The 26,765-nt window shown below is 39.4% G+C and carries 30 protein-coding genes; 18 read left to right on the top strand and 12 right to left on the bottom strand.

What is annotated here, in order from left to right; translation table 11 throughout:
* Positions 1 to 63: 63 nt before the first annotated feature.
* Positions 64 to 3,153 carry a cytochrome c biogenesis protein gene (locus tag PGH07_RS06655; RefSeq protein ID WP_289413578.1) on the top strand — a complete coding sequence of 1,030 codons (3,090 nt, stop codon included), beginning with the start codon at positions 64 to 66 and terminating at the stop codon, positions 3,151 to 3,153.
* 94 nt (positions 3,154 to 3,247) lie between these two features.
* On the opposite strand, the gene PGH07_RS06650 is transcribed toward PGH07_RS06655, so the two are convergent.
* Positions 3,248 to 3,664 carry a secondary thiamine-phosphate synthase enzyme YjbQ gene (locus PGH07_RS06650; RefSeq protein WP_289413577.1) on the bottom strand — a complete coding sequence of 139 codons (417 nt, stop codon included), beginning with the start codon at positions 3,662 to 3,664 and terminating at the stop codon, positions 3,248 to 3,250.
* A gap of 153 nt (positions 3,665 to 3,817) precedes the next feature.
* Here PGH07_RS06650 and PGH07_RS06645 point away from each other — a divergent pair, with 153 nt between their 5' ends.
* Positions 3,818 to 4,261 carry an HvfX family Cu-binding RiPP maturation protein gene (locus tag PGH07_RS06645; protein WP_289413576.1) on the top strand — a complete coding sequence of 148 codons (444 nt, stop codon included), beginning with the start codon at positions 3,818 to 3,820 and terminating at the stop codon, positions 4,259 to 4,261.
* Entirely contained in the window at positions 4,251 to 5,957 is a 1,707-nt protein-coding gene (locus PGH07_RS06640; protein ID WP_289413575.1) for an FMN-binding glutamate synthase family protein, read from the top strand. The genes PGH07_RS06645 and PGH07_RS06640 overlap by 11 nt, the downstream gene beginning before the upstream one ends.
* Here the strand turns inward: PGH07_RS06640 and PGH07_RS06635 are convergent.
* The gene (locus tag PGH07_RS06635; RefSeq protein WP_289413574.1) at positions 5,954 to 6,697 is read right to left on the bottom strand and encodes a pirin family protein; all 744 of its coding nucleotides are present in this window, start codon (positions 6,695 to 6,697) and stop codon (positions 5,954 to 5,956) included. The two genes, PGH07_RS06640 and PGH07_RS06635, sit on opposite strands and share 4 nt — an antisense overlap.
* 105 nt (positions 6,698 to 6,802) lie before the next feature.
* Positions 6,803 to 7,930: a S1C family serine protease gene (locus PGH07_RS06630; RefSeq protein ID WP_289413573.1), complete on the bottom strand. Its 1,128-nt coding sequence runs from the start codon at positions 7,928 to 7,930 to the stop codon at positions 6,803 to 6,805.
* A 150-nt stretch (positions 7,931 to 8,080) separates the two neighbouring features.
* On the opposite strand from PGH07_RS06630, the gene PGH07_RS06625 reads away from it, so the two are divergent.
* Genes PGH07_RS06625 through PGH07_RS06615 form a run of 3 tightly spaced genes read left to right on the top strand, consistent with a single transcriptional unit; the run spans position 8,081 to position 11,053 of the window.
* On the top strand, positions 8,081 to 8,800 hold the full coding sequence (locus tag PGH07_RS06625) for a glycosyltransferase family 2 protein (RefSeq protein ID WP_289413572.1): 720 nt from the start codon (positions 8,081 to 8,083) through the stop codon (positions 8,798 to 8,800).
* Position 8,801: 1 nt separating this feature from the next.
* Positions 8,802 to 9,440 (top strand): lipid-A-disaccharide synthase N-terminal domain-containing protein, encoded by a 639-nt coding sequence (locus tag PGH07_RS06620; protein WP_289413571.1) that lies wholly within the window; start codon positions 8,802 to 8,804, stop codon positions 9,438 to 9,440.
* On the top strand, positions 9,437 to 11,053 hold the full coding sequence (locus tag PGH07_RS06615) for an ArnT family glycosyltransferase (RefSeq protein WP_289413570.1): 1,617 nt from the start codon (positions 9,437 to 9,439) through the stop codon (positions 11,051 to 11,053). The genes PGH07_RS06620 and PGH07_RS06615 overlap by 4 nt, the downstream gene beginning before the upstream one ends.
* Positions 11,054 to 11,147: 94 nt before the next feature.
* Here PGH07_RS06615 and PGH07_RS06610 read toward each other — a convergent pair whose 3' ends face one another.
* The 3 genes from PGH07_RS06610 to PGH07_RS06600 all read right to left on the bottom strand — a co-directional run bounded on the left by PGH07_RS06610 (position 11,148) and on the right by PGH07_RS06600 (position 13,555).
* Entirely contained in the window at positions 11,148 to 11,528 is a 381-nt protein-coding gene (locus PGH07_RS06610) for a PGPGW domain-containing protein (RefSeq protein ID WP_289413569.1), read from the bottom strand.
* A gap of 35 nt (positions 11,529 to 11,563) precedes the next feature.
* On the bottom strand, positions 11,564 to 12,655 hold the full coding sequence (gene truD / locus PGH07_RS06605) for a tRNA pseudouridine(13) synthase TruD (protein WP_289413568.1): 1,092 nt from the start codon (positions 12,653 to 12,655) through the stop codon (positions 11,564 to 11,566).
* Positions 12,656 to 12,769: 114 nt separating this feature from the next.
* The gene (locus PGH07_RS06600; protein ID WP_289413567.1) at positions 12,770 to 13,555 is read right to left on the bottom strand and encodes a sulfite exporter TauE/SafE family protein; all 786 of its coding nucleotides are present in this window, start codon (positions 13,553 to 13,555) and stop codon (positions 12,770 to 12,772) included.
* Positions 13,556 to 13,719: 164 nt separating this feature from the next.
* Between PGH07_RS06600 and PGH07_RS06595 the strand changes: the two genes are divergently transcribed.
* The 5 genes from PGH07_RS06595 (at position 13,720) to PGH07_RS06575 (ending at position 15,711) form a co-directional block, all read left to right on the top strand.
* Positions 13,720 to 14,229 (top strand): transglycosylase SLT domain-containing protein, encoded by a 510-nt coding sequence (locus tag PGH07_RS06595; RefSeq protein ID WP_289413566.1) that lies wholly within the window; start codon positions 13,720 to 13,722, stop codon positions 14,227 to 14,229.
* A 214-nt stretch (positions 14,230 to 14,443) separates the two neighbouring features.
* Entirely contained in the window at positions 14,444 to 14,893 is a 450-nt protein-coding gene (locus tag PGH07_RS06590) for a hypothetical protein (protein WP_289413565.1), read from the top strand.
* Between the two features lie 37 nt (positions 14,894 to 14,930).
* Complete coding sequence (locus tag PGH07_RS06585) at positions 14,931 to 15,206, top strand: acylphosphatase (RefSeq protein ID WP_289413564.1); 276 nt, start codon at positions 14,931 to 14,933, stop codon at positions 15,204 to 15,206.
* 8 nt (positions 15,207 to 15,214) lie between these two features.
* Positions 15,215 to 15,412, top strand: coding sequence for a hypothetical protein (locus PGH07_RS06580; protein WP_289413563.1), 198 nt, complete (start codon positions 15,215 to 15,217; stop codon positions 15,410 to 15,412).
* Between the two features lie 125 nt (positions 15,413 to 15,537).
* Positions 15,538 to 15,711, top strand: coding sequence for a hypothetical protein (locus tag PGH07_RS06575; RefSeq protein ID WP_289413562.1), 174 nt, complete (start codon positions 15,538 to 15,540; stop codon positions 15,709 to 15,711).
* A 125-nt stretch (positions 15,712 to 15,836) separates the two neighbouring features.
* Here the strand turns inward: PGH07_RS06575 and PGH07_RS06570 are convergent, their stop codons facing one another.
* From PGH07_RS06570 to msrA, 6 genes are all read right to left on the bottom strand, one after another.
* Complete coding sequence (locus PGH07_RS06570; protein ID WP_289413561.1) at positions 15,837 to 16,859, bottom strand: class I fructose-bisphosphate aldolase; 1,023 nt, start codon at positions 16,857 to 16,859, stop codon at positions 15,837 to 15,839.
* A gap of 310 nt (positions 16,860 to 17,169) precedes the next feature.
* Positions 17,170 to 18,333, bottom strand: coding sequence for a hypothetical protein (locus tag PGH07_RS06565; RefSeq protein WP_289413560.1), 1,164 nt, complete (start codon positions 18,331 to 18,333; stop codon positions 17,170 to 17,172).
* Between the two features lie 14 nt (positions 18,334 to 18,347).
* Complete coding sequence (locus PGH07_RS06560) at positions 18,348 to 19,475, bottom strand: hypothetical protein (protein ID WP_289413559.1); 1,128 nt, start codon at positions 19,473 to 19,475, stop codon at positions 18,348 to 18,350.
* Positions 19,476 to 19,768: 293 nt separating this feature from the next.
* Complete coding sequence (locus PGH07_RS06555) at positions 19,769 to 20,434, bottom strand: CHAP domain-containing protein (RefSeq protein WP_289413558.1); 666 nt, start codon at positions 20,432 to 20,434, stop codon at positions 19,769 to 19,771.
* Between the two features lie 544 nt (positions 20,435 to 20,978).
* Complete coding sequence (locus tag PGH07_RS06550) at positions 20,979 to 21,986, bottom strand: catalase family peroxidase (protein WP_289413557.1); 1,008 nt, start codon at positions 21,984 to 21,986, stop codon at positions 20,979 to 20,981.
* Positions 21,987 to 22,109: 123 nt separating this feature from the next.
* Positions 22,110 to 22,631 (bottom strand): peptide-methionine (S)-S-oxide reductase MsrA, encoded by a 522-nt coding sequence (gene msrA, locus PGH07_RS06545; RefSeq protein WP_289413924.1) that lies wholly within the window; start codon positions 22,629 to 22,631, stop codon positions 22,110 to 22,112.
* 103 nt (positions 22,632 to 22,734) lie between these two features.
* Here msrA and trxC point away from each other — a divergent pair, with 103 nt between their 5' ends.
* The 7 genes from trxC (at position 22,735) to PGH07_RS06510 (ending at position 26,616) form a co-directional block, all read left to right on the top strand.
* On the top strand, positions 22,735 to 23,163 hold the full coding sequence (trxC, locus tag PGH07_RS06540) for a thioredoxin TrxC (RefSeq protein WP_289413556.1): 429 nt from the start codon (positions 22,735 to 22,737) through the stop codon (positions 23,161 to 23,163).
* Positions 23,164 to 23,247: 84 nt separating this feature from the next.
* Entirely contained in the window at positions 23,248 to 23,919 is a 672-nt protein-coding gene (locus tag PGH07_RS06535; RefSeq protein WP_289413555.1) for a response regulator transcription factor, read from the top strand.
* Complete coding sequence (locus PGH07_RS06530) at positions 23,873 to 25,060, top strand: sensor histidine kinase (protein WP_289413554.1); 1,188 nt, start codon at positions 23,873 to 23,875, stop codon at positions 25,058 to 25,060. The genes PGH07_RS06535 and PGH07_RS06530 overlap by 47 nt, the downstream gene beginning before the upstream one ends.
* On the top strand, positions 25,054 to 25,386 hold the full coding sequence (locus PGH07_RS06525) for a hypothetical protein (RefSeq protein WP_289413553.1): 333 nt from the start codon (positions 25,054 to 25,056) through the stop codon (positions 25,384 to 25,386). The genes PGH07_RS06530 and PGH07_RS06525 overlap by 7 nt, the downstream gene beginning before the upstream one ends.
* An 80-nt stretch (positions 25,387 to 25,466) precedes the next feature.
* Entirely contained in the window at positions 25,467 to 25,787 is a 321-nt protein-coding gene (locus PGH07_RS06520; protein ID WP_289413552.1) for a hypothetical protein, read from the top strand.
* 116 nt (positions 25,788 to 25,903) lie between these two features.
* The gene (locus PGH07_RS06515) at positions 25,904 to 26,218 is read left to right on the top strand and encodes a cytochrome C (protein ID WP_289413551.1); all 315 of its coding nucleotides are present in this window, start codon (positions 25,904 to 25,906) and stop codon (positions 26,216 to 26,218) included.
* A gap of 101 nt (positions 26,219 to 26,319) precedes the next feature.
* On the top strand, positions 26,320 to 26,616 hold the full coding sequence (locus tag PGH07_RS06510) for a c-type cytochrome (protein WP_289413550.1): 297 nt from the start codon (positions 26,320 to 26,322) through the stop codon (positions 26,614 to 26,616).
* Positions 26,617 to 26,765: the final 149 nt, after the last annotated feature.

The following is a 26,765-nucleotide window of genomic DNA, read 5'->3' as shown; positions in this document are numbered from 1 at the left end:
CTTCCGTTAGATAATAATCAGATATAATCGCTCTTTATTACTTGTCCAATGGAGAGAAATTATATGTTGAAGCATTTATTATCTATGAAAATGGCCGTTTTGGTACTTTTTATTTTTGGGGTTACAGCAGGAGTAGCCACTTTTATTGAGAACGATTATGGTACACAAACTGCGAAGGCACTGATCTACAAGGCAAAATGGTTTGAAGTTTTTCTGATCTATTTTGTGATGATACTGGTATACAATATCCTCAAGTTCAAATCCTATAAAAACAAATTTCCTGTCTTTCTCTTCCATTTTTCTTTTTTGATTATCGCACTTGGTGCATTGATCACACGTTATATTGGATATGAAGGGACTATGCATATACGTGAAGGACACCAAAGCAATGTGATGGTCTCAGATATGAAGCTCTTGCAGGTGGCGGCTAGAGAAGGAGATAAAGGTACTACACTGGAAAAAGAGCTTTACCTTTCCAGTATGACAAAGAATGACCTTCATGAATCACTTAAAGCGGGAGACAAAAAAGTAGATATCGAACTTTTACGTTATCTACCTACTTACAATGAAAAGATCGTTGAGGATCCAAACGGTAAAAAAATATTGGAACTCAAGATCTCAGCAGGAAGTAAAGGGGAGATTTACTATCTTGCAAAAGGCGAGCTCAAAGAGTTCGATGAGTTTGACATCGCTTATGAGACTGCAGCGACAGAAGGCAAACCGACACTCGTGATCAGAGAAGGTGAGAATGGTCTGACTGTAGAGTTCCCTTATATCATCAATACATTAAGTATGAATGACAGAAGTACAGGTGAATTGGCACCAGGTATCAATGACTTCAAACAACGTATGTTGTACAGATTTGGAAACAATGCCGTCGTACTCAAAGACATCCACCCAAAAGCAAGGCTTGTTGTTGATTCAACCGACCTTAAAAACAAGCCCGGTAAGCCAGAGTTTTTAGAGTTTAAGGTCAGCGTAGGAGATCAAAGTAAGATCATTACAGCGACACCTCATAAGGATGAGACGGGTAAAATACATCAGATTGAATTGAACGGTGTGAAAATCGACCTGAGAGTTGGAGCAAAAATCATCAATGTACCGTTTACTATCAAACTGGATGACTTTAAGCTTGAGCGTTATCCGGGCTCTATGACACCGTCTTCTTACTCAAGTGATGTAACATTGATCGATAAAGAAAAAGGAATAAACCAACCTTACCAGATCTATATGAACCATGTACTTGATCATAGAGGTTACCGCTTATTCCAATCTTCCTATGATCCGGATGAGAAAGGTACGATACTTTCTATCAACCATGATCCAGGTACTTTACCTACTTATATCGGCTACATTTTGTTAACGATAGGTATGTTCTGGAGTCTCTTTATCAAAAACGGAAGATTTATGCAGCTACTTAAAAAGACCAAAAAACTACAGCAGAGTGCCGCAGTACTTTTAGTAGCTGGAATGATGGCTTCTTCTCCGACACTAAAAGCAGCGACTCCGGTGATTGATGAGGCAACTCATGCTAAAGTAGCAGCGATAGATAAAGCACATGCGAAGGCATTTGGCCGGTTGATTGTACAGGATATGCAAGGACGTATGAAACCAATGGACACAATGGCCCATGAAGTTGTTGCAAAGGTTTCAGGTAAATCTTCGATTTTCGGTCTGGACCCTACACAGGTGCTGCTTGGTATGGCGATAGATCCTGGACTGTATCAGGAACTTCCGATCATTAAAATAGGTCATCCAAAGATAGCAGTCAAACTGGGACTTCCTGAAGATGCTAAGTTTGCGAAGTTCTCTGATTTCTTTGATCAAACGAATGATAAATACAAACTGTATGAAGATATCAATCTGGCATCACAAAAAAAACCGTTAGAGAAGAGTCAGTACGATAAAAAACTGATAGAGATTGATGAACGTGTAAATGTCTCTTATATGGTTTTTACAGGTTCTTTGCTGCAGATATTCCCTAAGCCAAAGGATGAGAATAACAAATGGTTTGCTCCATTGGAGGCATTGAAACAGTTTGCTCCTAAAGATGCACAGATGGTTCAATTGTTGGTCGGAAACTATTTTCAGCAGGTAGATGCTGGGATGAAGTCAGGTGACTGGAGTAATGCAGATAAAGGCTTAGATCTTATTGCCAAGTTCCAGGAGAATTTCGGTAAAGAGGTCATGCCAAGCCAAAAACACATTGATATGGAGATCAAATATAATGAATTGGGACTTTTTGGCAAACTGGTTCCTGTTTATATTCTTCTTGGTGTGATCTTGTTGATCCTTGCGTTCGTCAATACACTTAAACCAAGTTTCTCTATTAAATGGCCAATGCGTATCGCGCTAAGTATATTGAGTGTTGCCTTTATTGTGCATATCATAGGCCTTGCTATACGTTGGTATATCGCAGGACATGCACCATGGTCTAATGCTTATGAATCTATCGTGGTTATTGCACTTACAACGGTATTTGCAGGTCTTGTCCTTGCTAGACAATCTCCATTTGCCTTAGCAGGTACTGCAATACTTGCAGGTATTACAATGGGTGTGGCGCATATGAACTTTATCAACCCTGAGATCACAAACCTTGTACCTGTACTGAAATCCTACTGGTTGATGATCCACGTTGCTACGATCATTTCCGGTGATGGATTCCTTGGCCTTGGGTCGATCCTGGCATTTTTGGTACTGATCCTGTTTATCATTAGAGGTAAAGGAAATACTGATATTGATCGTTCCATTAAAGAGTTGACCAGTCTTTCTGAGATGTCACTGATAATCGGTCTGATCTTGATGACGGTAGGTAACTTCCTTGGTGGTGTATGGGCGAATGAGAGCTGGGGACGTTACTGGGGATGGGACCCAAAAGAGACATGGGCAGCAGTTACCATTCTTATCTATGCGTCTGTTCTGCACATGCGTTTCGTACCGGCACTCAAATCGGTATTTATCTATAATGTTGCAGCATTGTGGTCTTACTCAACAGTAATTATGACCTACTTTGGGGTGAACTACTACCTTTCAGGACTTCACTCATATGCTGCAGGTGACCCGGTACCGATCCCTATGTGGGTTTACTATGCTGTTGCCGGCTTGTTTGTACTTACGGTACTTGCTGCACGTAATAGAAAAATAGAATGTTAATTGAAACAGTCAGTGTTGAGATGAGCTCTCATCTCAATGCTTACTGTGCACTACACTCATATTAACTTCCATTCTAAAAAACTATGCGGTTTATTCAGCTGTATATGGTCATTACGACTTTACGGCTTCCCCCATATTCTCGATGTTCACCCAGATATATTCCTTGCCAGGTTCCCAGGTTCATTTTGCCGTTTGTAAGTGGTATCGTAAGTGAATTTCCCAGAAGTGAAGATTTGATATGTGCAGGCATATCATCCGTACCTTCATAGGTATGGATATAGTAGTGTTTTTCATTGGCAATGTCATTAAAAAAATTCTCCATATCATCACGTACCGTAGGGTCGGCATTTTCATTGATGGTGAGAGAAGCACTTGTATGTTTAATAAACAGGTGAAGTAGTCCATTCTCTATTGTTGAGAATGTATTGAGTGCTTGTTCGATCTCTTGAGTAATGAGATGGAAACCACGAGATCTTGGTGCTAATGTGATCATTTTTTGTTTTATGGCCATATTAAAGTATACTATATTACGTTATCAAACTGGTTAATTTTATATCTTGATAGTTCATTATATTTTTACAATATGCTAGTATAAGATATATAAATACCATATTTTCAATAGTGTATAATAGATTGATGGTATAAAGAAGTATAAGGAGTAGATATGATGGATTTTATGGGAGAACTTCGTGTCTTATTCAGCTATCCGAAAAATATCATTTTACTGGCGATACGTTTGGTACTTGCCTATGGTTTTACGCAACCTGCAATTCTAAAAATGAATAATATCCAAGAGACTGTGAAATGGTTCACTGATCTTTCTATACCATTCCCTATGATGATTGCTTATCTGGTAACAGGACTTGAGTCGGTAGGCATTATCTTACTTATTATAGGACTGTTTACACGTTTTATCTCTATCTTTTTATCAATGGTAATGTTGGGAGCGATCTTTTTTGTTCATCTTCCAAACGGTTTTTCTGTTGCGAATAATGGCGTAGAGATACCACTTTACTACTTTATTTTCTTTTTATTATTGATCACTTATGGGGCAGGAAAATTTAGTCTTGATTGCCTCTTTTTTGAAAAGGGGGATGATGATGAATAATCAGGGAAACTTCTTTTCCAAATTTACCGTACTGGCTGCTGACTGGAGTATCTTTTTTAAACTGTTGCTTCTGGCAATCGTCCTAGTAATGTTCTCAGTATTCATCTATGACCGTTTTATACAGCGTAAAAATCAGTTGTTGATCAACTATCCTTTGGTTGGTCGTCTTCGTTATTTTTTTTATCTACTGCGTAACCCGATGCGTCAATATTTTGGCGATGAGACCTATTATGACTCTTTTGAGAAACTTGAGTGGGTAAGTAAAGTATCGCATCATCAAAGTCCTTATCTTTCATTCTCTACTACATTCCCTCAGTCAGACCAGCATACACTTTTTAAGCATGCAAATTTTGTGAAAGAGGTAAGTGAAGTACAACGTGAGTTTACGGTGACATTCGGTGAACAGCATAAGTATCCTTTTAAGACACACAGTATCATTGGTCGATCAGCGATGAGTGACGGTTCCATCTCACCTGAAGGTACCCGTGCATTTACCAGAGGCGCATACAGGGAGCATTTTCCTATTAATACCGGTGAGGGAGGGTTAACCTCTAACTTCTTGACACTTATGCACTATAATGATATCAACAGCCAGTTCCTGGAAAAAAAAGAGGGAACGATTTTTGCCAAATCTGTGTACAAAATCATGTATTTTCTCACTAACTCCGAGATCGCACATCGAATCTATCGTAAAATGGTAGTGCGACAAAAAGATAGAGGCTCATTTATCTTTGATAGGTTAAATCTAGTTTTTTTCCGTATTCATTGGGAAAAGCCCATCAAGTACTTTCCTAATGATATACCTCCAGGGGTACCTGATATTGTCTTTCAAATGGGTTCAGGACTTTATGGGGTACGTGATGAAGTAGGAGACTTTGATCCTGACCGTTATGCAAAAGTTATGAGATTTTGTCGTATGACAGAGATCAAAATTGCTCAGGGTGCCAAGCAGACGGGAGGTAGACTACTGGCTGCTAAAGTGAGTGAAGATATCGCCTATTATCGTGGTGTTAAAGCACACCAGGATCTTTTCAGTCCCAATCGTTTTCCCTATGCACAGAATATGGAGATGCTCTTTGACTTTGTCGAAGAGTTACAGGATATTTCCTTAAAGCCTGTCGGGATAAAGATCGTGATCTCTTCACGTGAGTCATTTGAAGCGTACGCTAGAGCACTTAGACAAAGATTAGATGAGGGTAAAAAGATCGTAGACTTTATCTCGTTGGATGGAGGTGATGGAGGTTCTGCCACTGCACCGCTTGAAATGATGATTAGAATAGGTATGTCTATACAAGCATCACTGCTTGTGGTGAATGCAGTTCTAAAAGAGTATGGTTTGAGAGATCATATTAAGATCATTGCCAGTGAGAAGGTGCTGACTCCTGATGATGTAGTGGAACGGCTTTGTTATGGGGCTGATTTTATAAATATCGCTAGAGGGTTTATGATCTCGGCAGGATGTATCCGCGCACGCGAGTGTTCGGGTGCCAATGGACGTCATTGTCCAGTAGGACTGGCTACGATGAATGAAGCTAAACGAAGTAAATATTTGGTCATTGAAAAATCTCACCACATTGCCAACTATCATCGGGCACTACTACATGGGATAAGTTCACTACTTGCAGTAATGGGTAAAACCCATGTAAACGAGTTGGGGTTAGAAGATTTGAACCTGAGAAAAAAAGAGGGATATTAATGCTCATGGCTTGAAGGCATCTCTATAAAGAGAAAGTGTGCATTACTCAATGCCTTTATTATCAGCTGAGGTTCATCAACGATTTCTAGACCATCACCTTCTTGTACTATCAGACCGTTGATTTCGGCGCTTCCTTCTATGAGTACAAAGTAAATCTGTCTATTTTGATTTAAGATCAATTCAAAATCTCTATCCTTATCCAAACGGGATATGAAAATTTTGACATCTTGAAAAATTTTTATTGGAGCATCACCTGTTTGAGAAGAGACAATATTGAGCAGTGTGTTATGTGCATCTTTCTTTGCAAATCGATAGGAGCCGTAAAGCGGTTCAATATTTTTTTCAGGAGGAAAGATCCATATTTGAAGCAGTTTTAGTGTTTTATCCGGATGGAGATTATACTCACTGTGAGTGATACCTGTACCGGCACTCATATATTGTACTTCTCCCTCTCCAAGTCTCTCTTCATTACCCATGGAGTCCTTGTGTGTGAGTTCACCGGATATGATATAAGTAATGATCTCCATATCTCTATGAGGGTGGGTAGGAAAACCTGATTGTGGTTGAATCGTATCATCATTGAGTACCCTTAATACACCGAAATGTATATTATGAGGATTATAATACTCTGCAAAAGAGAAGTGAAAATTGCTTTGCAGCCAACCATGGTCAGCTTTACCCATCTTTTTTTTCGGTCTTTGTACCAGCATGCCTTTATACTCCATTGCTTTTGATGGCATTATAACCTCTAAATGTGTAACCTGGATGTAGTTAGTTTATATTTTTAGAGAAAATATACCTTGAATTAAAGATACTTCAGTTCAACGGATAGAGGTCATACATATCTAGTCCAGAGTGATTGTTATACTTCTCTTTTCATGGTCTCTTAAGTATGTAAGTTTGACATGATCTCCGCTGTAATATTTTTCTAATGTATCAAGCAGTGAACGTGTATTATTTACTCTTTGGTCATCGATACTTAGGATGATATCACCGACGTCCATTCCCTCATTTTTAAGCTTTTTCATACTATGCAGTCCTGCACGTTGTGCGGGGGAACCTTCCTTTATATCAATGATCGCTACTCCTTTGATCCCCAATTTATCAGTGATTGCTTTGTTTAACTCCTCATCTATCAAAATGCCAAGTTGTGGTCTTTTATAATGACCCTTTGCTATCAGTTTTGGTACGACACGGTTGACCGTGTCGACAGGTACCGCAAAACCGATACCGGCATAGACCCCGGAAGGGCTGTAGATAGCCGTGTTGATCCCTACAAGCCGTCCGGCACTGTCCAGAAGTGGACCTCCTGAGTTACCCGGATTGATCGCTGCATCAGTTTGTATCAGTCCATTGATCTTTGATCCGTTATCATTGTATAAGCTTCGATTTAGTGCAGATACGACACCTGTGGTCAGTGTCTGATCAAGTCCAAAAGGGTTTCCGATAGCATACATCATCTGGCCGACCTGCAGATCACTGCTGGTTCCTATAGGAAGCGGTGCAGGCATATTAGATACCAAAGGAATACGTAATACTGCAATATCGTGATCTGGGCTTGCACCGACCAGAACGGCACGAAATGTGCGCTGATCACTAAGATGTATACGGATCTCCGAAGCTCTTTCAAGTACATGGTAGTTGGTGATGATATGTCCGTATCGATCCCAAATAAACCCTGATCCTGTACCACGCGGAATACGCGTAATATCACGTGTCCATAGATTGACAGTATCTGTCAGCGTCGTAATATAAACAACTGACGGACTGGCCTGACGGAAGATTTCGATATTTGTTCTTTCCGTATCCGAGAGAGTACCTCTGGCTGTAACGGCACGCGGTTCCGTATTTATAGGGAGCCAGAATGCTTTAAATTGCGGAAATAATAAGAGCAGAACGGCAAATCCTATAAGTATGAATAATAAGGTGCGTATTGTTCTCAAAAGTTTATTTTGTGTCGGTGTACTATTCATAAAATATAACCTCAGTTATCTTTTGCTGTTATATATCATAGTACGAAAAGATTAACAGAAAAATACCTTAAATATTACAAGACTAGCGTAAGGAAAATGGGAAGAGGTAAAGCCATTTAACGTGAAAATATAGTATACTTCGGAATGCAGATGAGTAACAGTTACAGAATGACAATTATTGTCCCTATTTATAATGAAATAGATAACCTTGATCGTGTCGAGAAGACTTTTTTAGAGTACTTGGCTCAAAGTCCTACAAAAAGTCAGGTACTGTTCGTAGATGATGGTTCTAGAGACGGTAGTTTTGAAAAAATCAGTAAGATTTGTGAGCATCCTGATTTCCATTTTATAAAGTTTAGACAAAACAGGGGATTGAGCACCGCGATCAAAGCGGGTATCGATCATGCAAATACAGAGTTGATCGGTTATATCGATGCCGACCTTCAAACGACTCCTTTTGATTTTGACAAACTTTTAGGTGAGATAAATACATGTGACGCGGTCATTGGTTACAGGGCAAAAAGAAAAGATACTCTCAGCAAGAAGATACAATCGCGTATTGCCAATGCAATTCGTCGAAAACTGATCGATGACGGTGTGATTGACACCGGATGTCCCTTAAAAGTTTTACGTACCGATAAGGTCAAAAAAATTCCTTTTTTTGATGGTATGCACCGGTTTATACCGGCATTGTTAAAGCTTGAAGGCGGAGAGATCAAACAGATGGAAGTACAGCACTTTGAACGTATTGCAGGTCAGTCAAAATTCAATATCTTTAATAGATCTATTAAACCGCTTCAAGATGCGTTTGCATATCGATGGATGCGCAGCAGATATATCCGTTATGAAATAGAACAAACGGATATCTAATATGCATCAATGGTTTTCTGATCATGCGATCATTTATCTGGTCGGTTTTATTGCCCAGTTACTTTTTTCTGCCAGACTTCTGGTGCAATGGATACTTTCTGAAAAAGTAAAGAAAGTACTTACACCGGAACTTTTTTGGCAGTTAAGCCTTTTGGCTTCTTTCCTGTTTTTTATCTACGGTTGGCTTCGTGATGACTTTGCGATCATGTTTGGACAGACAATAACCTATTTTATATATATTCGTAATATGCAGATACAGAAGACCTGGCAGAAACTTTCTATTTTCTTACGCGTATTTTTGTGGTTATTCCCGGCCTTGATCTTATTCTACTCATACTCTAATGGTCAATCTGATATTCAACGTCTCTTTTTTAACCAGTCCATTCCAATGTGGCTGATAGTTTGGGGTAGTATTGCTCAGATCGTTTTTACTTTTCGTTTTATTTATCAATGGATCTACTCGGAAAAGATCAAACGTTCTCATCTTCCTATAGGTTTTTGGTTGTTAAGTCTGGCAGGATCATTGATGATCCTGACTTATGCGATCATTAGAAAAGATCCTATACTTTTCCTCGGTCAGCTGTTTGGCTCAGTTATTTACATAAGAAATATAATCATCAGTAGAAAGGAATCTAGATGAATAACTATCAATCCGTAAGACAAAATGCCCTGATTGCTTTTGTGGTTATTCTGCTAGTAACTTTGATCGGTATATATTTTAGACCGATCATGATCATTGATGAGACGCGTTATGTGAGCGTTGCTTGGGAAATGTGGGATAAAGGCTCATTTTTAGTTCCTTTACTCAATGGTGAGCCTTATCATCATAAACCTCCTTTAATCTTTTGGCTCTTTAATTTAGACTGGTTGATATTTGGGGTCAATGACATTAGTATTCGTTTGATCCCTATGCTTTTTGGTCTTGGAACATTGGCGATCGTCTATAAAATCTATTTGGCTTTATGGAATGATGATCAAGAGGGTGCAGCACAATCTATTGTAGTTACAGCAGGTACTGTAGTCTTCGCATTTTATAATTCACTGATCATGTTTGATGTGATATTGACATTTTTTGTGTTGTTGGGTATTTATCATATCATCAAGGCAACACAGAACCCATCACGTTATCACTTTATAATGATCGCAGTGGCATTTGGACTTGGTGTACTCACAAAAGGGCCTGTGATTCTAGTACACCTTCTGACATTTATGGTTTTTAGTTTTTATTTTATGAAAAATAGACTATCTAAAGACTTTTATATCAAACTAGTATTGTCTTTTTTCGGCGGTGTTTTGATCGCATTGGCTTGGGCTATACCGGCAGGGATTGCTGGAGGGGAAGAGTACCGTTATGCTATCTTCTTTGGACAGACTGCTAATAGAATGGTAAACTCCTTTGCCCATCAACGCCCATTATGGTGGTACCTAGTGCTTGTACCTCTCTTAACCTTTCCCTGGTCACTGTATAAACCATTCTATACTTCGATCAAAAAAACCGTTTTTGATCAGCAGCTAAAGGTATTAGTTGGGTGGTTACTTGCTACTATTGTAATATTTTCTTTGATAAGCGGTAAACAAGTCCATTATCTTATGCCTGAGATTGCTGCATTCTCACTTGTATTTACGAGGTTACTGACAAGTTCAGCCTCTTCACAACAAATCTCCTCAAAGATGGTAGGTTATAGTTATATCCTTTATGGTGTTGTTCTTGTTGCTTTGCCTTTTATTTTACCTAAGACAAAAGCAGATATGACATTTGAACCGGATATCGTTGCATTTCTTATTGCTGCAGCACTTATTTGTATGGCCGGTATCTATTTGATACGAAAAAAATTCAGTTCACAACAAAAAATGATAACATTGGTTTCTCTAAGTACGGTACTTGTAGTGTTTGTAACACATTTACCGATACATAATTTCTTATCACAACTTGATATGTCCCGTTTCTCCAAATCCATTGCAATACTGCAAGAAAAGGGTATACCTGTTTTACATTACAAAAAGTATCATGACCAATACCAATTTGCAGGCAGGTTGCATCAACCTCTTATCGTTGTGTATGATAACAAAGAGATCGACAACTATATACAAAAAAATCCTAATGCAATGTTCATTACGTATGAAAAGCAAAAAAATATGCAAAAGGTCAATCAAGACCTCATTATTGAAAAGACAGACTTTAAAGGAAAGTATGCACTCTTGATTAAAGCAAAAGACTATAAAAACCTGTATAAGGTTTCTTCAACAAAGTAGAAAAGAAGTGATTTGGTAACAAGCTGTTTTTTATAGTTTGAAGGCTTTTCTCTTTCGCCTTAAAAGAGTGATAACCGATCTTTCAGAATAACAATTACTTCTTTATTTTCAACGGGGTTTTACCTGCTTTTTGACGGATTTTGTTGATTGCATGGAAAACAATGGGTTGTTGTATGATCCACTTTTCAACCTTATATTTGCAAGGGAAATTGACAAACATCAATCCTGCAATGATTGTGAGTATACCTTGACCGGGTAAAAACAGCATGGCTATTCCTGTTACGATCAAAAGAACTCCAAGAAGATTTTTGATGATGATAACTGCCCATTGTAACACCGGCGGAAACTTTTGCCATAGAAATCTTTGCCGTTTTGGATGGGTAAAGTAATCAGAGGGGATAAGTATCATAATCAAGGGAATTAAAATGATGGAGAGAGTGTAGACTATGATCGCGATGATCGTTGAAGTCAACATCTCTTCTCTCCTTTAAATATTTTCTAGTGCGGTATTTACGAAAATTGTGGTTTTAAAGAAAATTTTCCTATCTCTTCTAGAAATGTCGTGGCATATGACCCTTTAGGCAGAAAAAACTTCACTGTAAGTGTTTTTTGCTCACTCTCATAGTGTGTCTCGACCTCTTTAGGCCAGATCCAAGCATATCTTCTATCTCCCTTCAGAGAACTAAGTTCCTTGTCATCGAAAGGCTCTTCGAGGTAATATGCATCACTTTGCGCACGTTCTATGTTAGCTCCACAGAGTAAACCGGTTGGAGAGAGTTTTGCTTCTGAGAACATGGTTGCACTTTTTGTCATATCTTTAAGCAGCGTTGTTTTACCGTACGGATAAGCTTGAAGGATATCTCCTAAGAAGAGTTTGAAAAACTGCGGTTGTTTGGCAAGGACCGTAACCAGTTCAAGAGGGTAGCCAAGTTTTTTCGCTGCGTTTTGGGCAGGATATTTTGTGATGGTGGATGAGAGCTGCACACGCATACTCAGCCATTCGTTAAAGAGATGACTCTGATAGGCAGATACTAGGAGCTTTTCCTTGCTTCCTTTGAGCTTTTTACCGCTGTGAGCGATCTCTTTACCTTGTTCAAAAGATTGGCTGTCTTCACCAAACCTCTGATAACCATAGTAGTTAGGTATCCCTTCTTTTTGCATTTTCAGTGCAGTGGAACGGAAGAACTTTGCATCTTTGGTAGAGACATCATGCAGGATAATAGAAAATCTGTTGCCTTTAAGGTGTCCTATTTTTATAGGTGCTTTATTGTAGGTTTTCTCCAATATCTCTATACGTTCTGTAGTGAGATTTTTCTCAAGCTCTTTTTCGTACTTTTTGGGTAGTGAAATGTATTGTATCGTTGTGGCATTTTTATCTTTGAGTCCTGCGTAACCGATATCACGTTCATCGAGTCCTGTAGCTTTGGAGATCACATGGATAAGCTTCCATGTACTCATGTCGGTTTTTTTGATCTTGAGGATCAGGAAGTTTCCTGTCCCGCTGAAACTATAGAGAGGTATCTCTTCTACAAAGAAACGTTCAACTGTCTGTTTAAAGTCGAAGTTGATAGGGTGGTGGGTATAAGCGTAAGTTTTATGCATAAAGGAATTATATCCAATCAATCTCTGAGTAACACTTGTTAATGATCAAAATTATTTGGAAACATTACAGCATATGAGTGATAGTAATTAGTGTGCAAAGAGTGAGGGGAAACTCTAACCGCATTTTCCCGGTGCACACTTCATCTCTCCGCATTTGCCTTCCAGTTTACTTTTGATAGTACCTGATTGCATCTCATCAAGCATCTTTTGTGTTTCTACCGGATGGACAATAAAGTTATATGCTTTGTACAGGGTATAAATACCGTAAACGATCACTAACAGTGCGGCAAATTTCATCATGACATCACGCAGTGACCCTTTTTGTAGAAATTTAGTGATAGTGCCCAGAAAAAAGAGTGCTGGGATAGTAGCCAGCCCAAAGGTTGCCATGACTATCGCACCCCAGAATGGTGAAGCAGTACTTGCAGCAAAGATTGCGAAGGAGTAGACAAGACCACAAGGGATGATGCCGTTGAGCATTCCCAACATGAAAAAGCTGGAGTAGGTTTTCGAGCTGATCAGTTTACGGAAATTGTTTTGATACCAGCCGTTCTTTGAGATAGAAAATTCTGCAGAGTTTAAGAATTTAAAATTCCCCAACAGAGATAGACCTGCCAGTATCATCAATACACCTGTTAGTAAAAAGAGTACTCCCTTGGTCGTAGGAGTAAATGCGATTACCCGTCCAAGCAGTCCAAACATTCCACCAAGGATGGCATAGGTAGTGACACGCCCGAAGTTATATGCAAGGTGCTGACTGGTTTGTTGCCACCATGCATTTTTTTGATCGATTTTAGTAGAACTGTAGGCAACAACGATACCGCCGCACATTCCGATACAATGTCCAACACTGCCTAAAAATGCAGTGGTCAAGATGATGATAAGGTCTATATTTTCCATAACGAAACTATAGTATTATTTTGTTAAAATAGTGTTAAGAATCTCGTAAATATCGTGAGATATATGGCTTTCACGAAACTCGATTTTCCAACTGTGCCAGAAAAACTTGCCAAAAACTTGTCGGTTGTTTATAGAAGATATTATTCCTCATTTGAAGGAGATTCATGGTTGATTTAAAATTATTTGTATTCATTTTTATTTCTTTTTTATTGATTCAAGGCTGTTCTTCTAAAACGGAACCTAATATGGATCATATTGTTAATAAAATAGTTGAAGTTGAAACACCTAATGGAAACTATACTGCAGTGAATAAAAAAACTGGAGCATATGGTAGATATCAAATCACGCCAAATACTGCAAAATACTATTCAAAAAAACTTGATATCGATTATAATAGATGGAAAGAGCCAAGTAACCAAGATAAAATTTTTAAAGCCTTATTATCTGACAATATTAGATGTCTTCGAACAAAAGGTCATAAAATTAATACTTTTACAGTTTATGGAGCTCATCAACAAGGGGCTACCGGTTTTGATAATATAATGAATAACAGAAATTTGGATGATAATATGTATGTAAAATTAAGAAGAAATATTCCTGCAGAATATAGAAATTGTAAAGATGAAGAACTTTGTGAAGTTTGGGTAAGGTATTGGAAAAAGAAACTTAGTTGATTTAAGTTCCATCGATAGAATTGCTATCATAGAAAAAAGAGTAATAAAATCCAAATTGATCATGGCCATATAAGTGACTGTGCCAAATTTGTGCCAAAATCTTTCTTGGAAGAAGTGGCCCCAAAGTCCGTATATTAGGGTAGTTATTAAACTTACAGTTAATCTAATACTATTATTTGTTAAAATAGTGCTAATTGAGTTGAAGGAAAATTTTGTGTTCAAAAAGTTAAAACGAAATTTTGTAAAGATGTTCCGCGAACTTTTGGTCTATCATCACAGTTCACTGGAATATAGAGCAAAGATCTTGACGCTGATGGTTTCATCAAATGAGAGGATCGATGAGTGTGAAGAGCAGGCACTTAAAGAAATAGCACATAAGATTTATCATGAAGATCCTGAAAGGGCAGAGTTATTGATCGATACAGTAAAAGAGTATCATGTAAAGATCAGAACGAATAACGGTTTGGATTTCGAACATTTGGTGCAAGAGGTAGATAGAGAGAGCAGGGCAGTAAACCGTTATGTTGAAAAGATCGATTTTGAGCTTCTAGAAAGACTGCATGAGTGTATGAAAGAAGAAGAAGATATAATATTCCAACAGAGAGTAATAGAGTTTTTACAGATGCTTAAAGAAGAATATGGCAGAAAGACAGAGAACCAATAAATAGTTTTTTCACTGGATATAGAGAACAAGGGGAAGGATGGAGTGGTATCGTTTTATCATAAGTGGTAAAGTCCAAGGAGTCTTTTACCGCAAATCAGTCTCCCAGTTAATGATGAGAAGGCAGTTCAAAGGGTTTATACGAAACTTGGAGGACGGGACAGTAGAAGTTGTTGCAGAGATCTATGATGAAGACTTCAATGCTTTTATGAAGATACTCCAAGAGGGATCGCCTCTGAGCCATGTTGAAGAGATACGTCATGAGATCATTGATGATGCAGAGTTTCGTACAGATGGTTTTGAAATACGCTATTAGGAGCTAAAATGAGCAGTGGCTGGACATGTCAATATATGGGAACAAACGGAGAAGAGAAAGAGTGGTGTATCAAGCTTTCTCATAAGTGCGATCCCGGTTGTAAAGGATGTGTGATCTACAACCAAGTGACATTTTCTGAACCTAATATCTCTGAAGAACAACAGCGTAAGGCTAAAAAGCGTAGTGATAATCCTTTAAAAAGATAGAAGTAATAGTCCGTTAATGAATAAAGAGTACTATATGTTCTAATGAAGGAAACAGGGATAATTCTAAGTAATATACTTTGATGTGATCTGTTTTTATGAATAGGTTTCAGTAAAAGGGGAAAATAATGATAACAATGGATGAGTTTTTAACAGAGTGCAAAAAATCGTTTAATGCACTAGAAAAAGATTTTGGTCAAGAAGCAGAGACCGAGGCTAGATGCTGGTACTGTGATGATATAGCAAAAGATGTTGAGCTTATGAAAAATGTTGCCGAAAAATTAGCACAGTTGTATGATTAATATCGTTTAAAATGATAACGGTACGCGCCACAAGGCGGTACGTACTGCTATGTTATCAGGTTGTATTACTTGAGTGTCATGCATGATGTCACCCTTTAGAATATGGTCAGTCTAATATTGACTAATTATTCAGTTCTTTCCATATCGTGATCATACTGTCCGTCACGGGCATATCCGTTTAACATACAGCGTTTGAGTAACATTTTTTGAGCAGCAGCCACATTGCTCTCCTGACCTTTCCAGGCTTCAAGTACCGGTGCCTGTAGCGCGCGTCCATAAGAAAAACTGACTTCCCATGGATGTGGACCTATCATGTTCATAGCATTCAGATTGGCTGTGGCATCTTCTGCACTCTGACCACCGGAGAGAAATACGAGTCCGGGCACTGCAGCCGGCACATAGCGTCTCATACAGCGTATCGTAGCCTCGGCAATCTTCTCCGGGCTCTCCTGTTGTACACATTTCAACCCGGGGATAACCATATTGGGCTTTAGCAGCATCCCCTCGAACACTACACGGTGGGTATCCAGCTCTGTAAAGACTGTCTCAAGTACTCTGGATGTAACTTCTTCACAGCGTTCGATAGTGTGACTACCGTCCATCAGTACTTCAGGTTCTACGATCGGCACTATATCCAACTCTTGGCAGAGTGCAGCATAACGCGCCAATGCATGGGCATTTGCACGAATGCCATAATCCGTAGGGATATTGTGCTCGTCGATCTCGATCACCGCACGCCACTTTGCAAACTTCGCCCCTAGTTCTTTATACTCAATAAGCTGGTCACGCAGACCGTCCAGCCCTTCAGTGATCTTTTCACCGGGAAATAGTGCCAGATCTTTTGCACGTTTGTCCACCTTGATCCCCGGCATAATACCTCGGCTAAGTAGCAGCTCAGGAAAGGGGATACCGTCCTGGGTACTTTGACGCAGTGTCTCATCATAGAGAATGACACCGCCGATATATCGTTCGATCCCTTCACTTGTAAAAAGGATCTCCCGGTACCTGCGACGAATTTCTTCAGTAGATTCGACATTGACCTTATCGAAGCGTTTTTTGATCGTGGGAGTACTTTCGTCTGCTGCCAGTACGCCTTTTTGTTTTGCAACAATGGCATTGGCTACGGATTTGAGAGTTTCTATGTTCATGTGCAACCCCTTTTTTATTAACTGTCTATACACATAACTTTATAGTGGTGGAATACTTTGTCTATATGTAGAGTATACAAAAAATGTCTGGCTATTTCAAGAAGTATGTATCTCAATGGCATATCCTCTTTACTCCAAAAATGCGTTTGAAAGTGTATATATTCCCATTATTGTATCCAATATATCTGGTAGGGGTTCCTAAATACAATTTGAGAACCAGTAAGAAATCCAGTCGAATATGGAGCAGGTCATAGAGTGGGTTGAGATATTGGCATATGCTTCCGCAAGCAAAAAAGCTTGCGGGATGAGTTTAAAGACCTCTGGAGACAATAATGGCGATGGCCATCTGCTGTGCCGCGAGAACAGAGTTTTGCGTTGCGAAAAGGTTGGCATTTTGAAACTGCTGTGTTGTGATAAAAGTATCGGATACCATCCCGATATTGTCTGCCATGACCAGTATGGTGTCGCCCATCTCCCCTATCCGGTCGGCCATGACACCAATATCGGCTGAGAGCTTGAGCATACTGTTGAGTGAGTCCTTGAGTGTTGGTGTCGATGTTGTAGGCTCAAGACCCTCGATCGCAATGACATAGCCGTCAACAGCCGTTGCAATGAACGTTAGCATAACTGATAGGTCATAAAGTTGCATTATTGTTGTGTCGTCGATATAAAGTGTGCCGTTTTCTGAATCGTTTTTTATGCTGTTGCTAAGTGCAGTCACCTGTTCACGAAAGCTCTCGACGTCATCAGCGATATTCTGAAGCTGGTATTTCATTGTCCATGGGCTGAGCATCACCGAATGCATACGTGAGGAGAGCTCCATGCCATCAGCAATCAGTTCATTGTAGTCGAGTGCACGCGTGCTCGTTTCAATAACGGAGACCAGTGCCAGTGCATTGGTCTGTGTCTGCAGTAATGTATCGGTACTTGTGATCATGTTTGCACTTTGAATCTCCTGGGTCGTGACAATACGGTCCGCCATGATGTCGATATTGTCAGCCATGACCAGAATCTTATCCGCCATCTCCCCGATCCTGTCTGCCATCGTGCCGATATCATCAGAGAGTTGAAGCATAGCGGTAATACCGTCTTTGATGGTCAGTACAGAGGCTGCATTGTCAAGCTGCTGTAGATCAAGTGAGAGTCGCAGCGCTTCATTTGCCAGGTTCAGGTTTGTTACTGAAAGCAGTTCAAGGGCATCGAGGATATCAGCATCGAGCTGTAAAGGTGCCGAGAGGCTTTCATCGACAGCACTGATGGCATTGACCATATCACGAGCCTTCTGGTTGGCTTCTACCAGCGGGGCACAGACTGAAGAGGCATTGAGCTCTAGCGTGCTCAACTCACTCTTAAACGATTCAGACTGAAAAACAAGGTCTTGTAGGTCTTCTTTTAAGGCTGCGGATGCCGGTATACCCATAAAAAATATAAAAACAGCAGCCGTACTAATAAAGTTGTTCCATAGTTGTTTCATTCAGTTCTCCTTTTTTACAGTCCGTAGGACTCGATGATGCCGACAGTGATCATTTGAGAAGTAGTCAAAGAATCAACCGTGTAGGACATGTTCGATGTCTGTGTCTCTTCAACCCCAACGATTCGCTCGCTCATCACGCCGATATTGTCGGCCATGACGATGATCTTGTCATTCATCTCCATAATGCGGTCGCTCATCAGTCTGATATCCTGTACCAGCTTCAGCATTGAACTCGTGGCATCTGAAAGGACAGGTTTACTAGTCAGCGGAGCAAGCAGTTGCACGGTTCTGGCAAAATTTTCTGTACTCTGAGCCAGAGCCCTGTTGATCTCCGAGAGGTCGCTAAGATAGGTCAGCGTGTCACCGTTGATATAGTGTGAAGCCATTGCACTGTTGATACTGAGGAAGGTATAGAGGCTGACGACCTTTCCCATCAGCTGTTCAGACTCTGATTGTATTTCATCCAGTTTATCTGCCATATTAAAGTTGGTCAGTATTGTCATCTGCATATCAGAGCTCAGCGCATCGCCATCTGATTGGATTTGCTCAAGGGTAAGATTGTAGACAATCGACGAGAGAGAGCTGTTGAGTGCGGCGATATTCTGCTGCGTTGTAAGCAGTGAAGCCTGAATGAACTGCATGTTTGTGTTCTGCAGCGTCATAGTGACGACGATCTTGTCCGCCATCGAACCGATATTATCTGCCATGAGCAGGATGCGGTTTGCCATCTCGAGGATACGGTTTGCCATTGTACCGATATCGTCAGAAAGGCGCAACATAGCGCTGAGTCCGGCCCTGTATTCGAAAAGATCGGCAACCGATTCGATACTGTTGAGCTCCAATGCGATTCGGACACTCTCTTGCGCCATTGATCTGCTGATAGTGCTTAGAGCATCAAGCGATGTCAGATCCTCCTGTGTCAGGCTCATCGGTGCAGAGAGCTGTGTATAGACCACTTCAATACTCTCGATATAAATTTCAATAGAGGTGTTCAGAGTGCCCAGTTTCGAACAGTCGTCCCCCTGATCAAAACTGAACTCGGAGAGATTTGCATCGAGCGAATTTCCCTGACTGACAAGGCCATGCAGATCTGTCGTCAATGATGCATGGGCATTAACCATAAACAGAATAAGTAGTAACAATGATGATGCAAAATGTTTTTTGAACATGATAGTTTCCTTTGGTTAAATATGTTTATTTACAATAAGTTATTTTTATTATAAAAAGTCCGGAATTATACGTGTTATAGATTAGGGAAACATAAAATATAGTGATTTCTTCCTCTTGGAAGCATAATCAAGAAGTAATGGTCAATGACTTATAAATATCCGCCTCATAAGACGAAGAAAGAAGAGCTCCTCTTGCTCCCAGCGAGACGATGGGAGTGTAGACATAACTTTTAATTACTACAAAATCTTTAATGACAATTTAGTTTCTATTCTGCATTCCCATCAAGATGATACAAACGATTCAAGGCTTGAGTATCCTTAAATATAGTGTTAGAGGTATTGCTGTCAACTCTAAGCCAGCCCAGTACAGGTCTCCCTTCCACATACCATAAGTTATCAATTTTCTTTAGCCTGTAAAAGGCCCGGGTGGAAGAAAATGGGCCTGCATTCTGTTGAACAATTTGGATTGATTCATTAAAGACATTTGAAATGATAGCTACATGCCCGTACGGATTCAGAAGAGTAGGAGAAAATATAATTAAATCTTCTGTCACAGGCTTGCTTTTTGAGCCATTTGTAAACTGAAGTAGATTTCTTTGTTTGTTAAGTTGACCGTCTTTAAGAGATGGATCGAAGAAGTGTTTGGCATGACCCATTGAATCAGGCATTTTATGATTGAATCGTTGGTAATAATATCTTTTTACAAATTCGACGCATTGATATTTGATACCAAGATTATAACCATCAGGTGAGAGATTTCGGCCGCTGGAATGATTAACACCGCCATTAAAATAGACATTAACCCCGTTGAACTTGTCGATAACCGTGCCAACTTCCATAGATGTATTGAGATTGGTATTTGTCATAAAGTAATAGATCTCAAATAGAAGAATAAATAATAAGAACGGAACGGTGAAATACTGTCTCCTCATGGCATCTCCTTGTTGAACTGCTTGTTAGATATATGTTTCACCTAATAAATTAGCTAGTACATAAAATACGCAGCTAACTATTAGCATTGTTACTGTGTAACCCGCTAAAATGTAATGAGTGATCATATATACCTTCTTTGTGTGTCGGTAAGGCCATATAAGGTATGTGGATATACTTGAGAGTAAGACAGAGAACAATATGGATATGTGGCTTCCTTTATTAATAACGAAGTGTCCATATTGATAAACCTGCGGTGGATTACCATGATCTATTACACCACCACTAGCAATAAGAGCAATATTAAGTAACACCAAGTAAATGGATGCCCCAAGCAATGAATAGCCGCTAATTATTCTTATAGGTTTAATCATTTGTTGCATAACTATATTAACAAAGGAACCTGACGTCCTCTATCCCCTTTATTTAAGTAGAAGTAGTATACAAAAAATGCCAGGCTATTTCAAGCAGTATGTCCCCAAGGATATATCTCGGTTGGAGAGAGTTGTAGGCTGCTGGGATAATCTATTGGATGTTTGCAACATTTTAATTTCCACTTAGCCGTTTACCAAATGAAATCGCATATGCTGATGAGCGGAAGAGAAGGACAGGATCACTTGTCGGCTCAATGCCATCAGTCATCACGAGTGGATCGAAATTGATTTTTTCGCATTCTGCACCTTTTTGAGGCATAGCGGAGGTAATTGTAAGTGTACCGACTTTGATCTCTTTGCGGTCAGATGGCCATGACAATGTAGGGTTATCCTCCGGATCACCGGGGATGCCGATCGTCAGTATCATATCCCATTGCACAGGACCAGAAATGGTTCGTTCTATTAACTTTTGTTCAAGGAACTTTGGCGGTGAAGACTTTAGTTCATCATCGGTCATCTGTTTTTCTCCATCCTTGGGAACGAATCGCCAGCGAACTAGAGTGGTCTTGTTATCACGATTTACAAATTTGAACGTGTGAATCCCAAAGTAACTGCTGTTTGTCCAGCTAACCGGAGGGTTGTTTTTGGCTAGAAATTCAGATTGCGGCAAGCTATCAGGATGGCTTGCCTTGAATGCTTTGATCTTTTCCGGATCAGGCTTACCGGTTGCAGGGTCGGGTTTCTTAGCGATGATATTATCCAAAAAGGTCTGTGGGGATGCCGCGCCAAAAACCGGCGTGTTGAGCATCGTCATATGCTGTAGGCTGCCATCAGGCAGCCTGAACTCCAGGGCCATACCGCGCGGAACTTTTGCAGTATCCGGAATTTCTGGATTGCCGCCGGGCAAGGAGAAGCGTGCGATAACCGACACGGGCTTGCCTGAAAACAGTATAGAGCGCGTATAGGTATTCGCTTCCGGTGATCCTACAAACTCGCCGGTTGCACATGTCCCTTTGATGTGATTACGGCGTTCTCCCGAATGTACTCCAAAAGTACTCTCCAGTGCGGAGACAACCTGATCGGCAGTAACCTCTTTTTCCGCTGCCATGCAAAGTGGTGCAGCAAGTGTCAGCATTCCGCTTAGCAGCCATGTTGGTAGATTGTTTTTTTTTATGGACATGTAAGCTCCTTTTGTGAAATAGGATAAGTCGCCCAGCTATTCATTAGAGGAAAAGAATGTCCTCTATGCTCGTTATTGAAGTATAAGCAGTATACAAAAAATTTCAGGCTATTTCAAGAAATATTACTTCACGTCTTTCCCAAACTTCGCTTTGAGTTTCGCGATCTTTGGGGGTATCACTGCCATACAGTAGCCCTGCATCGGGTTTTGCTGGTAGTAGTCTTGATGATAGGCTTCTGCTTTGTAGTAATTCTCTAACGGTTCGATCTTGGTGACGATCGGGGCATTCCAGTCTTCCTGCGCTGCTTCTAACGCTGCCTCAGCTGCCTCCTTGGTCTCTTCATCGGTGTAAAGGACCGTAGAACGGTACTGGGTACCGTGATCGGCTCCTTGCTGATTCAATGTAGTAGGATTATGAGTAGCAAAGAAGACATCTAAAAGTGTATCTACGGTGATCACGCTGTCATCATAAGTGATCTTTATCACCTCTGCATAGCCTGTATCTCCAGTACATACATCTCTGTAGGTAGGGTTAGGTACATGACCGTTAGCGTAGCCACTCTCTACATCATGCACTCCTCTTAAAAGCTCAAATACAGCCTCTGTACACCAAAAACATCCGCCGCCTACAACTAGTTCTCTGATAGCCATTTGATTATCCTTAGTTAAATTGATTTAATCTATATTTACTATATCTGCTATAATACATACTAAATCTAAAACCAATCTTGTGAAAGGATCTTTTTCAATGAATGTAAATGTCGTTTGTCCGCATTGTCTCAAAGTGAATCGAATTCCCAAAAAAGATAACTATAGCAAAGCGAACTGTGGAGCATGTAAAAACTCTCTTTTAGATAGTAAACCTGTAGAAGTAGATGCCGCTAAGTTCAGTACTTTCGTTGTTAATTCGGATATCCCTGTTGTGGTAGACTTCTGGGCACCTTGGTGCGGTCCATGCCGTCAAATGGCGCCGGCCTTTGAAGAAGCAGCGCTCTCAATGCCGCTTAAAGTACAGTTTTTGAAAGTCAATACAGAGAATAACCAACAGCTTGCAGCACAGTACGGTATTCAGAGTATCCCGACACTTATTGTCTTTAAAGGAGGCAAAGAAGTCGATCGTCTCAGCGGTGCACTGAGTGCAGGAAGATTGCAAAACTGGGTAGGTCAGTATTTATAAGAAAAGAGAGTGAGGATTTAGTCACTCTTACAAACAACCCTATCTTTGAAGATCGGGGTTAAGATATAGAAGTTTAGGAGAACGATGAGCAAGATATTGCTACTGGAAGATGATACAAATCTCAATGACACGGTGACTGAGTTTCTTGAGGACGAGGGCTATGAGGTAGTCTCTGTATATGACGGTGAAGAAGCACAGGAGAAGCTCTACGAAAACAGGTATGACCTTCTGCTGCTTGATATCAATGTACCTGGTATAGATGGTTTTGAATTGCTTAAAGAGAGTAGGGAACATGGGATAGTCGCACCTGCGATCTACATCACTTCGATGGATAGTGTAGAGGATCTGGAAGAGGGATTCAAAAGCGGTTGTGATGATTATATACGTAAGCCTTTTGCACTAAAAGAGTTGAAAATACGTATTGATACACTACTAAAACGCAGTTTTTATCATCAGGAAAAAGAGCGTATCATCATTTCCAAAGATATCGCGTATGATATCAATAACAATGAGCTTATTATTGAAGATAAGCCTGTGTCATTAGGCAATAAAGAAGCAATACTGCTGAAGTTATTTGTAAAAAATGAAGGTAAGGTAATGGCTCATGAACTTATCTTTGATCACTTATGGGGATACGATGAGGAACCTAGTGACTCTGCATTGCGTACCTACATCAAAAATTTACGTAAACTAATAGGGAAAGATAGAATTGTCAGTATTAAAAAGCAAGGCTACAAGTTCATTACTGAGAAGTGAGAAGAAATCTTTACGAAGGTTTTTGACCCTTTATATACTATTGGTAATGATGGTTATTTCCACACTTGGGATACTATATTACCAAACACATAAAGAGTTGGTACTTTCAGAAAAGCGCGCTGATCTTGCAAAGTATGCCTATATTCAAACAAGACGTCTTAAAGTACTGCATCACTTCTTTGATGAGCGCACTGACTATCCTAGAGATCCACGCTTTCGATCAGCGATCTATGACATCGAGTATAAACAGATATTTTCATTGTTAAAAAATCAATCTGTAGACTTCCAGCAAGAGATTTATTTTAAAGATGGGGTAATCCAGTTTGTAAAAAGTATGGATATTTTCTATTTGGGTGCAAAATATTTGATCATTGAGATAGATGATGGTGGTGAATGGCATGATCATTTGATTAAAAAGATATTAGGTTATGGATCTTTAGCACTATTCCTCTTTATATTCTTTGGATACTATCTTGCTAAACTCTTTGTCAAACCTATGCGGGATTCGATTATGTTGTTGGATCGCTTTATTAAAGATACGACCCATGAACTCAATACTCCCCTTTCAGCGATTCTGGCAAACATTGAGATGATGGATACCAGTGTTATGGTGGAGAAAAACAAACAAAAGCTCAATCGCATCAACATTGCAGCCAAAACAGTATCGGTACTTTATAAAGATCTCACCTACTTAACGTTGGAGCAGGAAAAAGAGTATGAAAATGAAAGGATTGAGATTGAGGAACTGCTTTATGACAGATTAGAATACTTTAGAGTACTGGCACAATCAAAAGGGCTTTCTTATGAGATGGATATTCATCATGCAGAGATTATCATGGATCGTAGAAAACTCACACGGGTCATAGATAATCTTCTCTCTAATGCTATCAAATATAATAAACGAAAAGGAATAGTAGGTATTCGGCTACGTGAAGGAAGCTTAGAGATTTGGGATACCGGTGTTGGTATCTCAGAAGAGGAAAAGATACTTATGTTTGATAGATATAGAAGGTTTAATGAGACTGAAGGAGGGTTTGGTATCGGATTGAGTATTGTTAAAAAGATACTGGATGAATATAGTATTAAGATCGAAGTCTTCTCTAAAAAAGATGAGGGTACAAGGATGGTGTTGAAATGGTAAAAAAAATGATTTTGTTTATCCTGTTGAGTGTTGGTATATTTGCAGAAAATGCGTATGAGCGTAACTGTATTCCTTGCCATACAAATCTTTCAACAAGTTTACAGGGAATGTTCAAAAACTATCTACTGGTCTACAGTGGCGAGGAGACGGTAAAAGCAGCACTTCGCCACTATATGCGTTATCCTTCCAACCATATCTCAGTGATGTCAGATCTGTTTTTAGACACTTACGGTATTAAAGAGAAGTTATATATCAGTGATGAAGAACTAAAAGAAGCGATTGATATCTATTGGGAGACTTACAAAGTATTCGGAAAACTAAATTAAGAATATCTGTAGAAGTAATAACTTTTAAGTATTTCATGTTACTATACCTGGTCATTATATTATTATGAGGAAGGACAAGAATGAAAAAAGTAATGGTGATCATGTTTGCAATTATGTTTGCAATGGTAAGTACAACTTCTGTTGCAGCAGCAAATTCTAAAACAGGTCAAAAGATCTTCAAAAAGAAATTTCGTAAACAATGTAGATTTTCAGGAGTAAAATTTGCCAGACATCACACGCAGGGTGAGTGGGAAGAGATCTGGGATGAGGGCAAATTTAAAGAAGAAGCAAAAACTATATGTCCAAGATTGAAGATCGAAGATATTAAAGAGTCATGGTGGGAGCATGTTTATGACTTCTCATATGAATACGCTAGCGATGGACACATTCCTAAGTGCTAAACTAGTGTAACGTGAAGAAACAATTTTGCTATTAAATCATTTTTTTAGCATTTTTTCTTCACAATCTTTTCACAATTAACTGATAATATCAACTCATCTCAATAAAAGGAAACAAAATGAAAACTGTAATGAAACTTGCAACTGCAGCACTTCTTGGTGTAGCAGTACTATCAACAACTGCTTCTGCTGACGTAAAAAAAGGTCAAAAACTTTATATGAAAAAAATGAAAGCAGCATGTGGATTCTCTGGTGCTAAATTTGCTCAAAAACACACTCAAGATGAGTGGGAAGAAATCATGGGTGCAGGTAAATTCGCTGATGAAGCTGCGAAAATTTGTCCAGGTCTAAAACTAAAAGATAACTATGTACAAGATATCTATGACTTCTCATATGAGTATGCGTCTGATTCAGGAAATGTTCCATCTTGCTAATCTCCAAGCGTAAAATTTAATAGGCACTCCGAAGAGTGTCTATTTTAAAATTTGCGTGATATAATTCAATTTCTAAAATAAAAATCATAAAAGGAACTAATATGAAAAAACTTGCAATCGCAATGTTACTAGCTGGTGCTACATCACTTATGGCTGATGGTGCTGCAATCTTCGCTAAGTGTGTAGGATGTCATGGTGCAAATGCTGAGAAATCTGCACTTAACAAATCTGCAATCATCAAAGGTCAAGATACTGCTAAAACAGTTGAGCAACTAAATGCTTACAAAGCTGGTACACTTAACCAATACGGTATGGGTGGTCTTATGAAAGGTCAAGTTGCTGCATTGAGCGACGAAGATATCCAAGCTGTTTCTGAATATATCGCTGGATTGAAATAATCCTTTTTTCAAAAGCCTTCTGGCTTTTGAAATACTCTTCATTTTTTACTTTAATACCCTTATCCGATTACATTTAAAATAGTTTAATACCTACTACATCTGTCAACTTGGCATTTTACTGCAATGGTTTTAGTTTATATACTTTTAAT

The organism is Sulfurovum zhangzhouensis (assembly GCF_030347965.1).
GTDB classification, from domain to species: Bacteria; Campylobacterota; Campylobacteria; order Campylobacterales; family Sulfurovaceae; genus Sulfurovum; species Sulfurovum zhangzhouensis.
This window is presented reverse-complemented; position numbering and strand designations above follow the sequence as displayed.

What these genes read in the sequence shown, in the direction of transcription:
- PGH07_RS06655 (WP_289413578.1), top strand. Translation starts at nt 64, where the DNA reads ATGTTGAAGCATTTATTATCTATGAAAATGGCCGTTTTGGTACTTTTT.
- PGH07_RS06650 (WP_289413577.1), bottom strand. Translation starts at nt 3,664, where the DNA reads ATGGCCATAAAACAAAAAATGATCACATTAGCACCAAGATCTCGTGGT.
- PGH07_RS06645 (WP_289413576.1), top strand. Translation starts at nt 3,818, where the DNA reads ATGATGGATTTTATGGGAGAACTTCGTGTCTTATTCAGCTATCCGAAA.
- PGH07_RS06640 (WP_289413575.1), top strand. Translation starts at nt 4,251, where the DNA reads ATGATGAATAATCAGGGAAACTTCTTTTCCAAATTTACCGTACTGGCT.
- PGH07_RS06635 (WP_289413574.1), bottom strand. Translation starts at nt 6,697, where the DNA reads ATGCCATCAAAAGCAATGGAGTATAAAGGCATGCTGGTACAAAGACCG.
- PGH07_RS06630 (WP_289413573.1), bottom strand. Translation starts at nt 7,930, where the DNA reads ATGAATAGTACACCGACACAAAATAAACTTTTGAGAACAATACGCACC.
- PGH07_RS06625 (WP_289413572.1), top strand. Translation starts at nt 8,081, where the DNA reads ATGAGTAACAGTTACAGAATGACAATTATTGTCCCTATTTATAATGAA.
- PGH07_RS06620 (WP_289413571.1), top strand. Translation starts at nt 8,802, where the DNA reads ATGCATCAATGGTTTTCTGATCATGCGATCATTTATCTGGTCGGTTTT.
- PGH07_RS06615 (WP_289413570.1), top strand. Translation starts at nt 9,437, where the DNA reads ATGAATAACTATCAATCCGTAAGACAAAATGCCCTGATTGCTTTTGTG.
- PGH07_RS06610 (WP_289413569.1), bottom strand. Translation starts at nt 11,528, where the DNA reads ATGTTGACTTCAACGATCATCGCGATCATAGTCTACACTCTCTCCATC.
- truD (WP_289413568.1), bottom strand. Translation starts at nt 12,655, where the DNA reads ATGCATAAAACTTACGCTTATACCCACCACCCTATCAACTTCGACTTT.
- PGH07_RS06600 (WP_289413567.1), bottom strand. Translation starts at nt 13,555, where the DNA reads ATGGAAAATATAGACCTTATCATCATCTTGACCACTGCATTTTTAGGC.
- PGH07_RS06595 (WP_289413566.1), top strand. Translation starts at nt 13,720, where the DNA reads ATGGTTGATTTAAAATTATTTGTATTCATTTTTATTTCTTTTTTATTG.
- PGH07_RS06585 (WP_289413564.1), top strand. Translation starts at nt 14,931, where the DNA reads ATGGAGTGGTATCGTTTTATCATAAGTGGTAAAGTCCAAGGAGTCTTT.
- PGH07_RS06580 (WP_289413563.1), top strand. Translation starts at nt 15,215, where the DNA reads ATGAGCAGTGGCTGGACATGTCAATATATGGGAACAAACGGAGAAGAG.
- PGH07_RS06575 (WP_289413562.1), top strand. Translation starts at nt 15,538, where the DNA reads ATGATAACAATGGATGAGTTTTTAACAGAGTGCAAAAAATCGTTTAAT.
- PGH07_RS06570 (WP_289413561.1), bottom strand. Translation starts at nt 16,859, where the DNA reads ATGAACATAGAAACTCTCAAATCCGTAGCCAATGCCATTGTTGCAAAA.
- PGH07_RS06565 (WP_289413560.1), bottom strand. Translation starts at nt 18,333, where the DNA reads ATGAAACAACTATGGAACAACTTTATTAGTACGGCTGCTGTTTTTATA.
- PGH07_RS06555 (WP_289413558.1), bottom strand. Translation starts at nt 20,434, where the DNA reads ATGAGGAGACAGTATTTCACCGTTCCGTTCTTATTATTTATTCTTCTA.
- PGH07_RS06550 (WP_289413557.1), bottom strand. Translation starts at nt 21,986, where the DNA reads ATGTCCATAAAAAAAAACAATCTACCAACATGGCTGCTAAGCGGAATG.
- trxC (WP_289413556.1), top strand. Translation starts at nt 22,735, where the DNA reads ATGAATGTAAATGTCGTTTGTCCGCATTGTCTCAAAGTGAATCGAATT.
- PGH07_RS06535 (WP_289413555.1), top strand. Translation starts at nt 23,248, where the DNA reads ATGAGCAAGATATTGCTACTGGAAGATGATACAAATCTCAATGACACG.
- PGH07_RS06525 (WP_289413553.1), top strand. Translation starts at nt 25,054, where the DNA reads ATGGTAAAAAAAATGATTTTGTTTATCCTGTTGAGTGTTGGTATATTT.
- PGH07_RS06520 (WP_289413552.1), top strand. Translation starts at nt 25,467, where the DNA reads ATGAAAAAAGTAATGGTGATCATGTTTGCAATTATGTTTGCAATGGTA.
- PGH07_RS06515 (WP_289413551.1), top strand. Translation starts at nt 25,904, where the DNA reads ATGAAAACTGTAATGAAACTTGCAACTGCAGCACTTCTTGGTGTAGCA.
- PGH07_RS06510 (WP_289413550.1), top strand. Translation starts at nt 26,320, where the DNA reads ATGAAAAAACTTGCAATCGCAATGTTACTAGCTGGTGCTACATCACTT.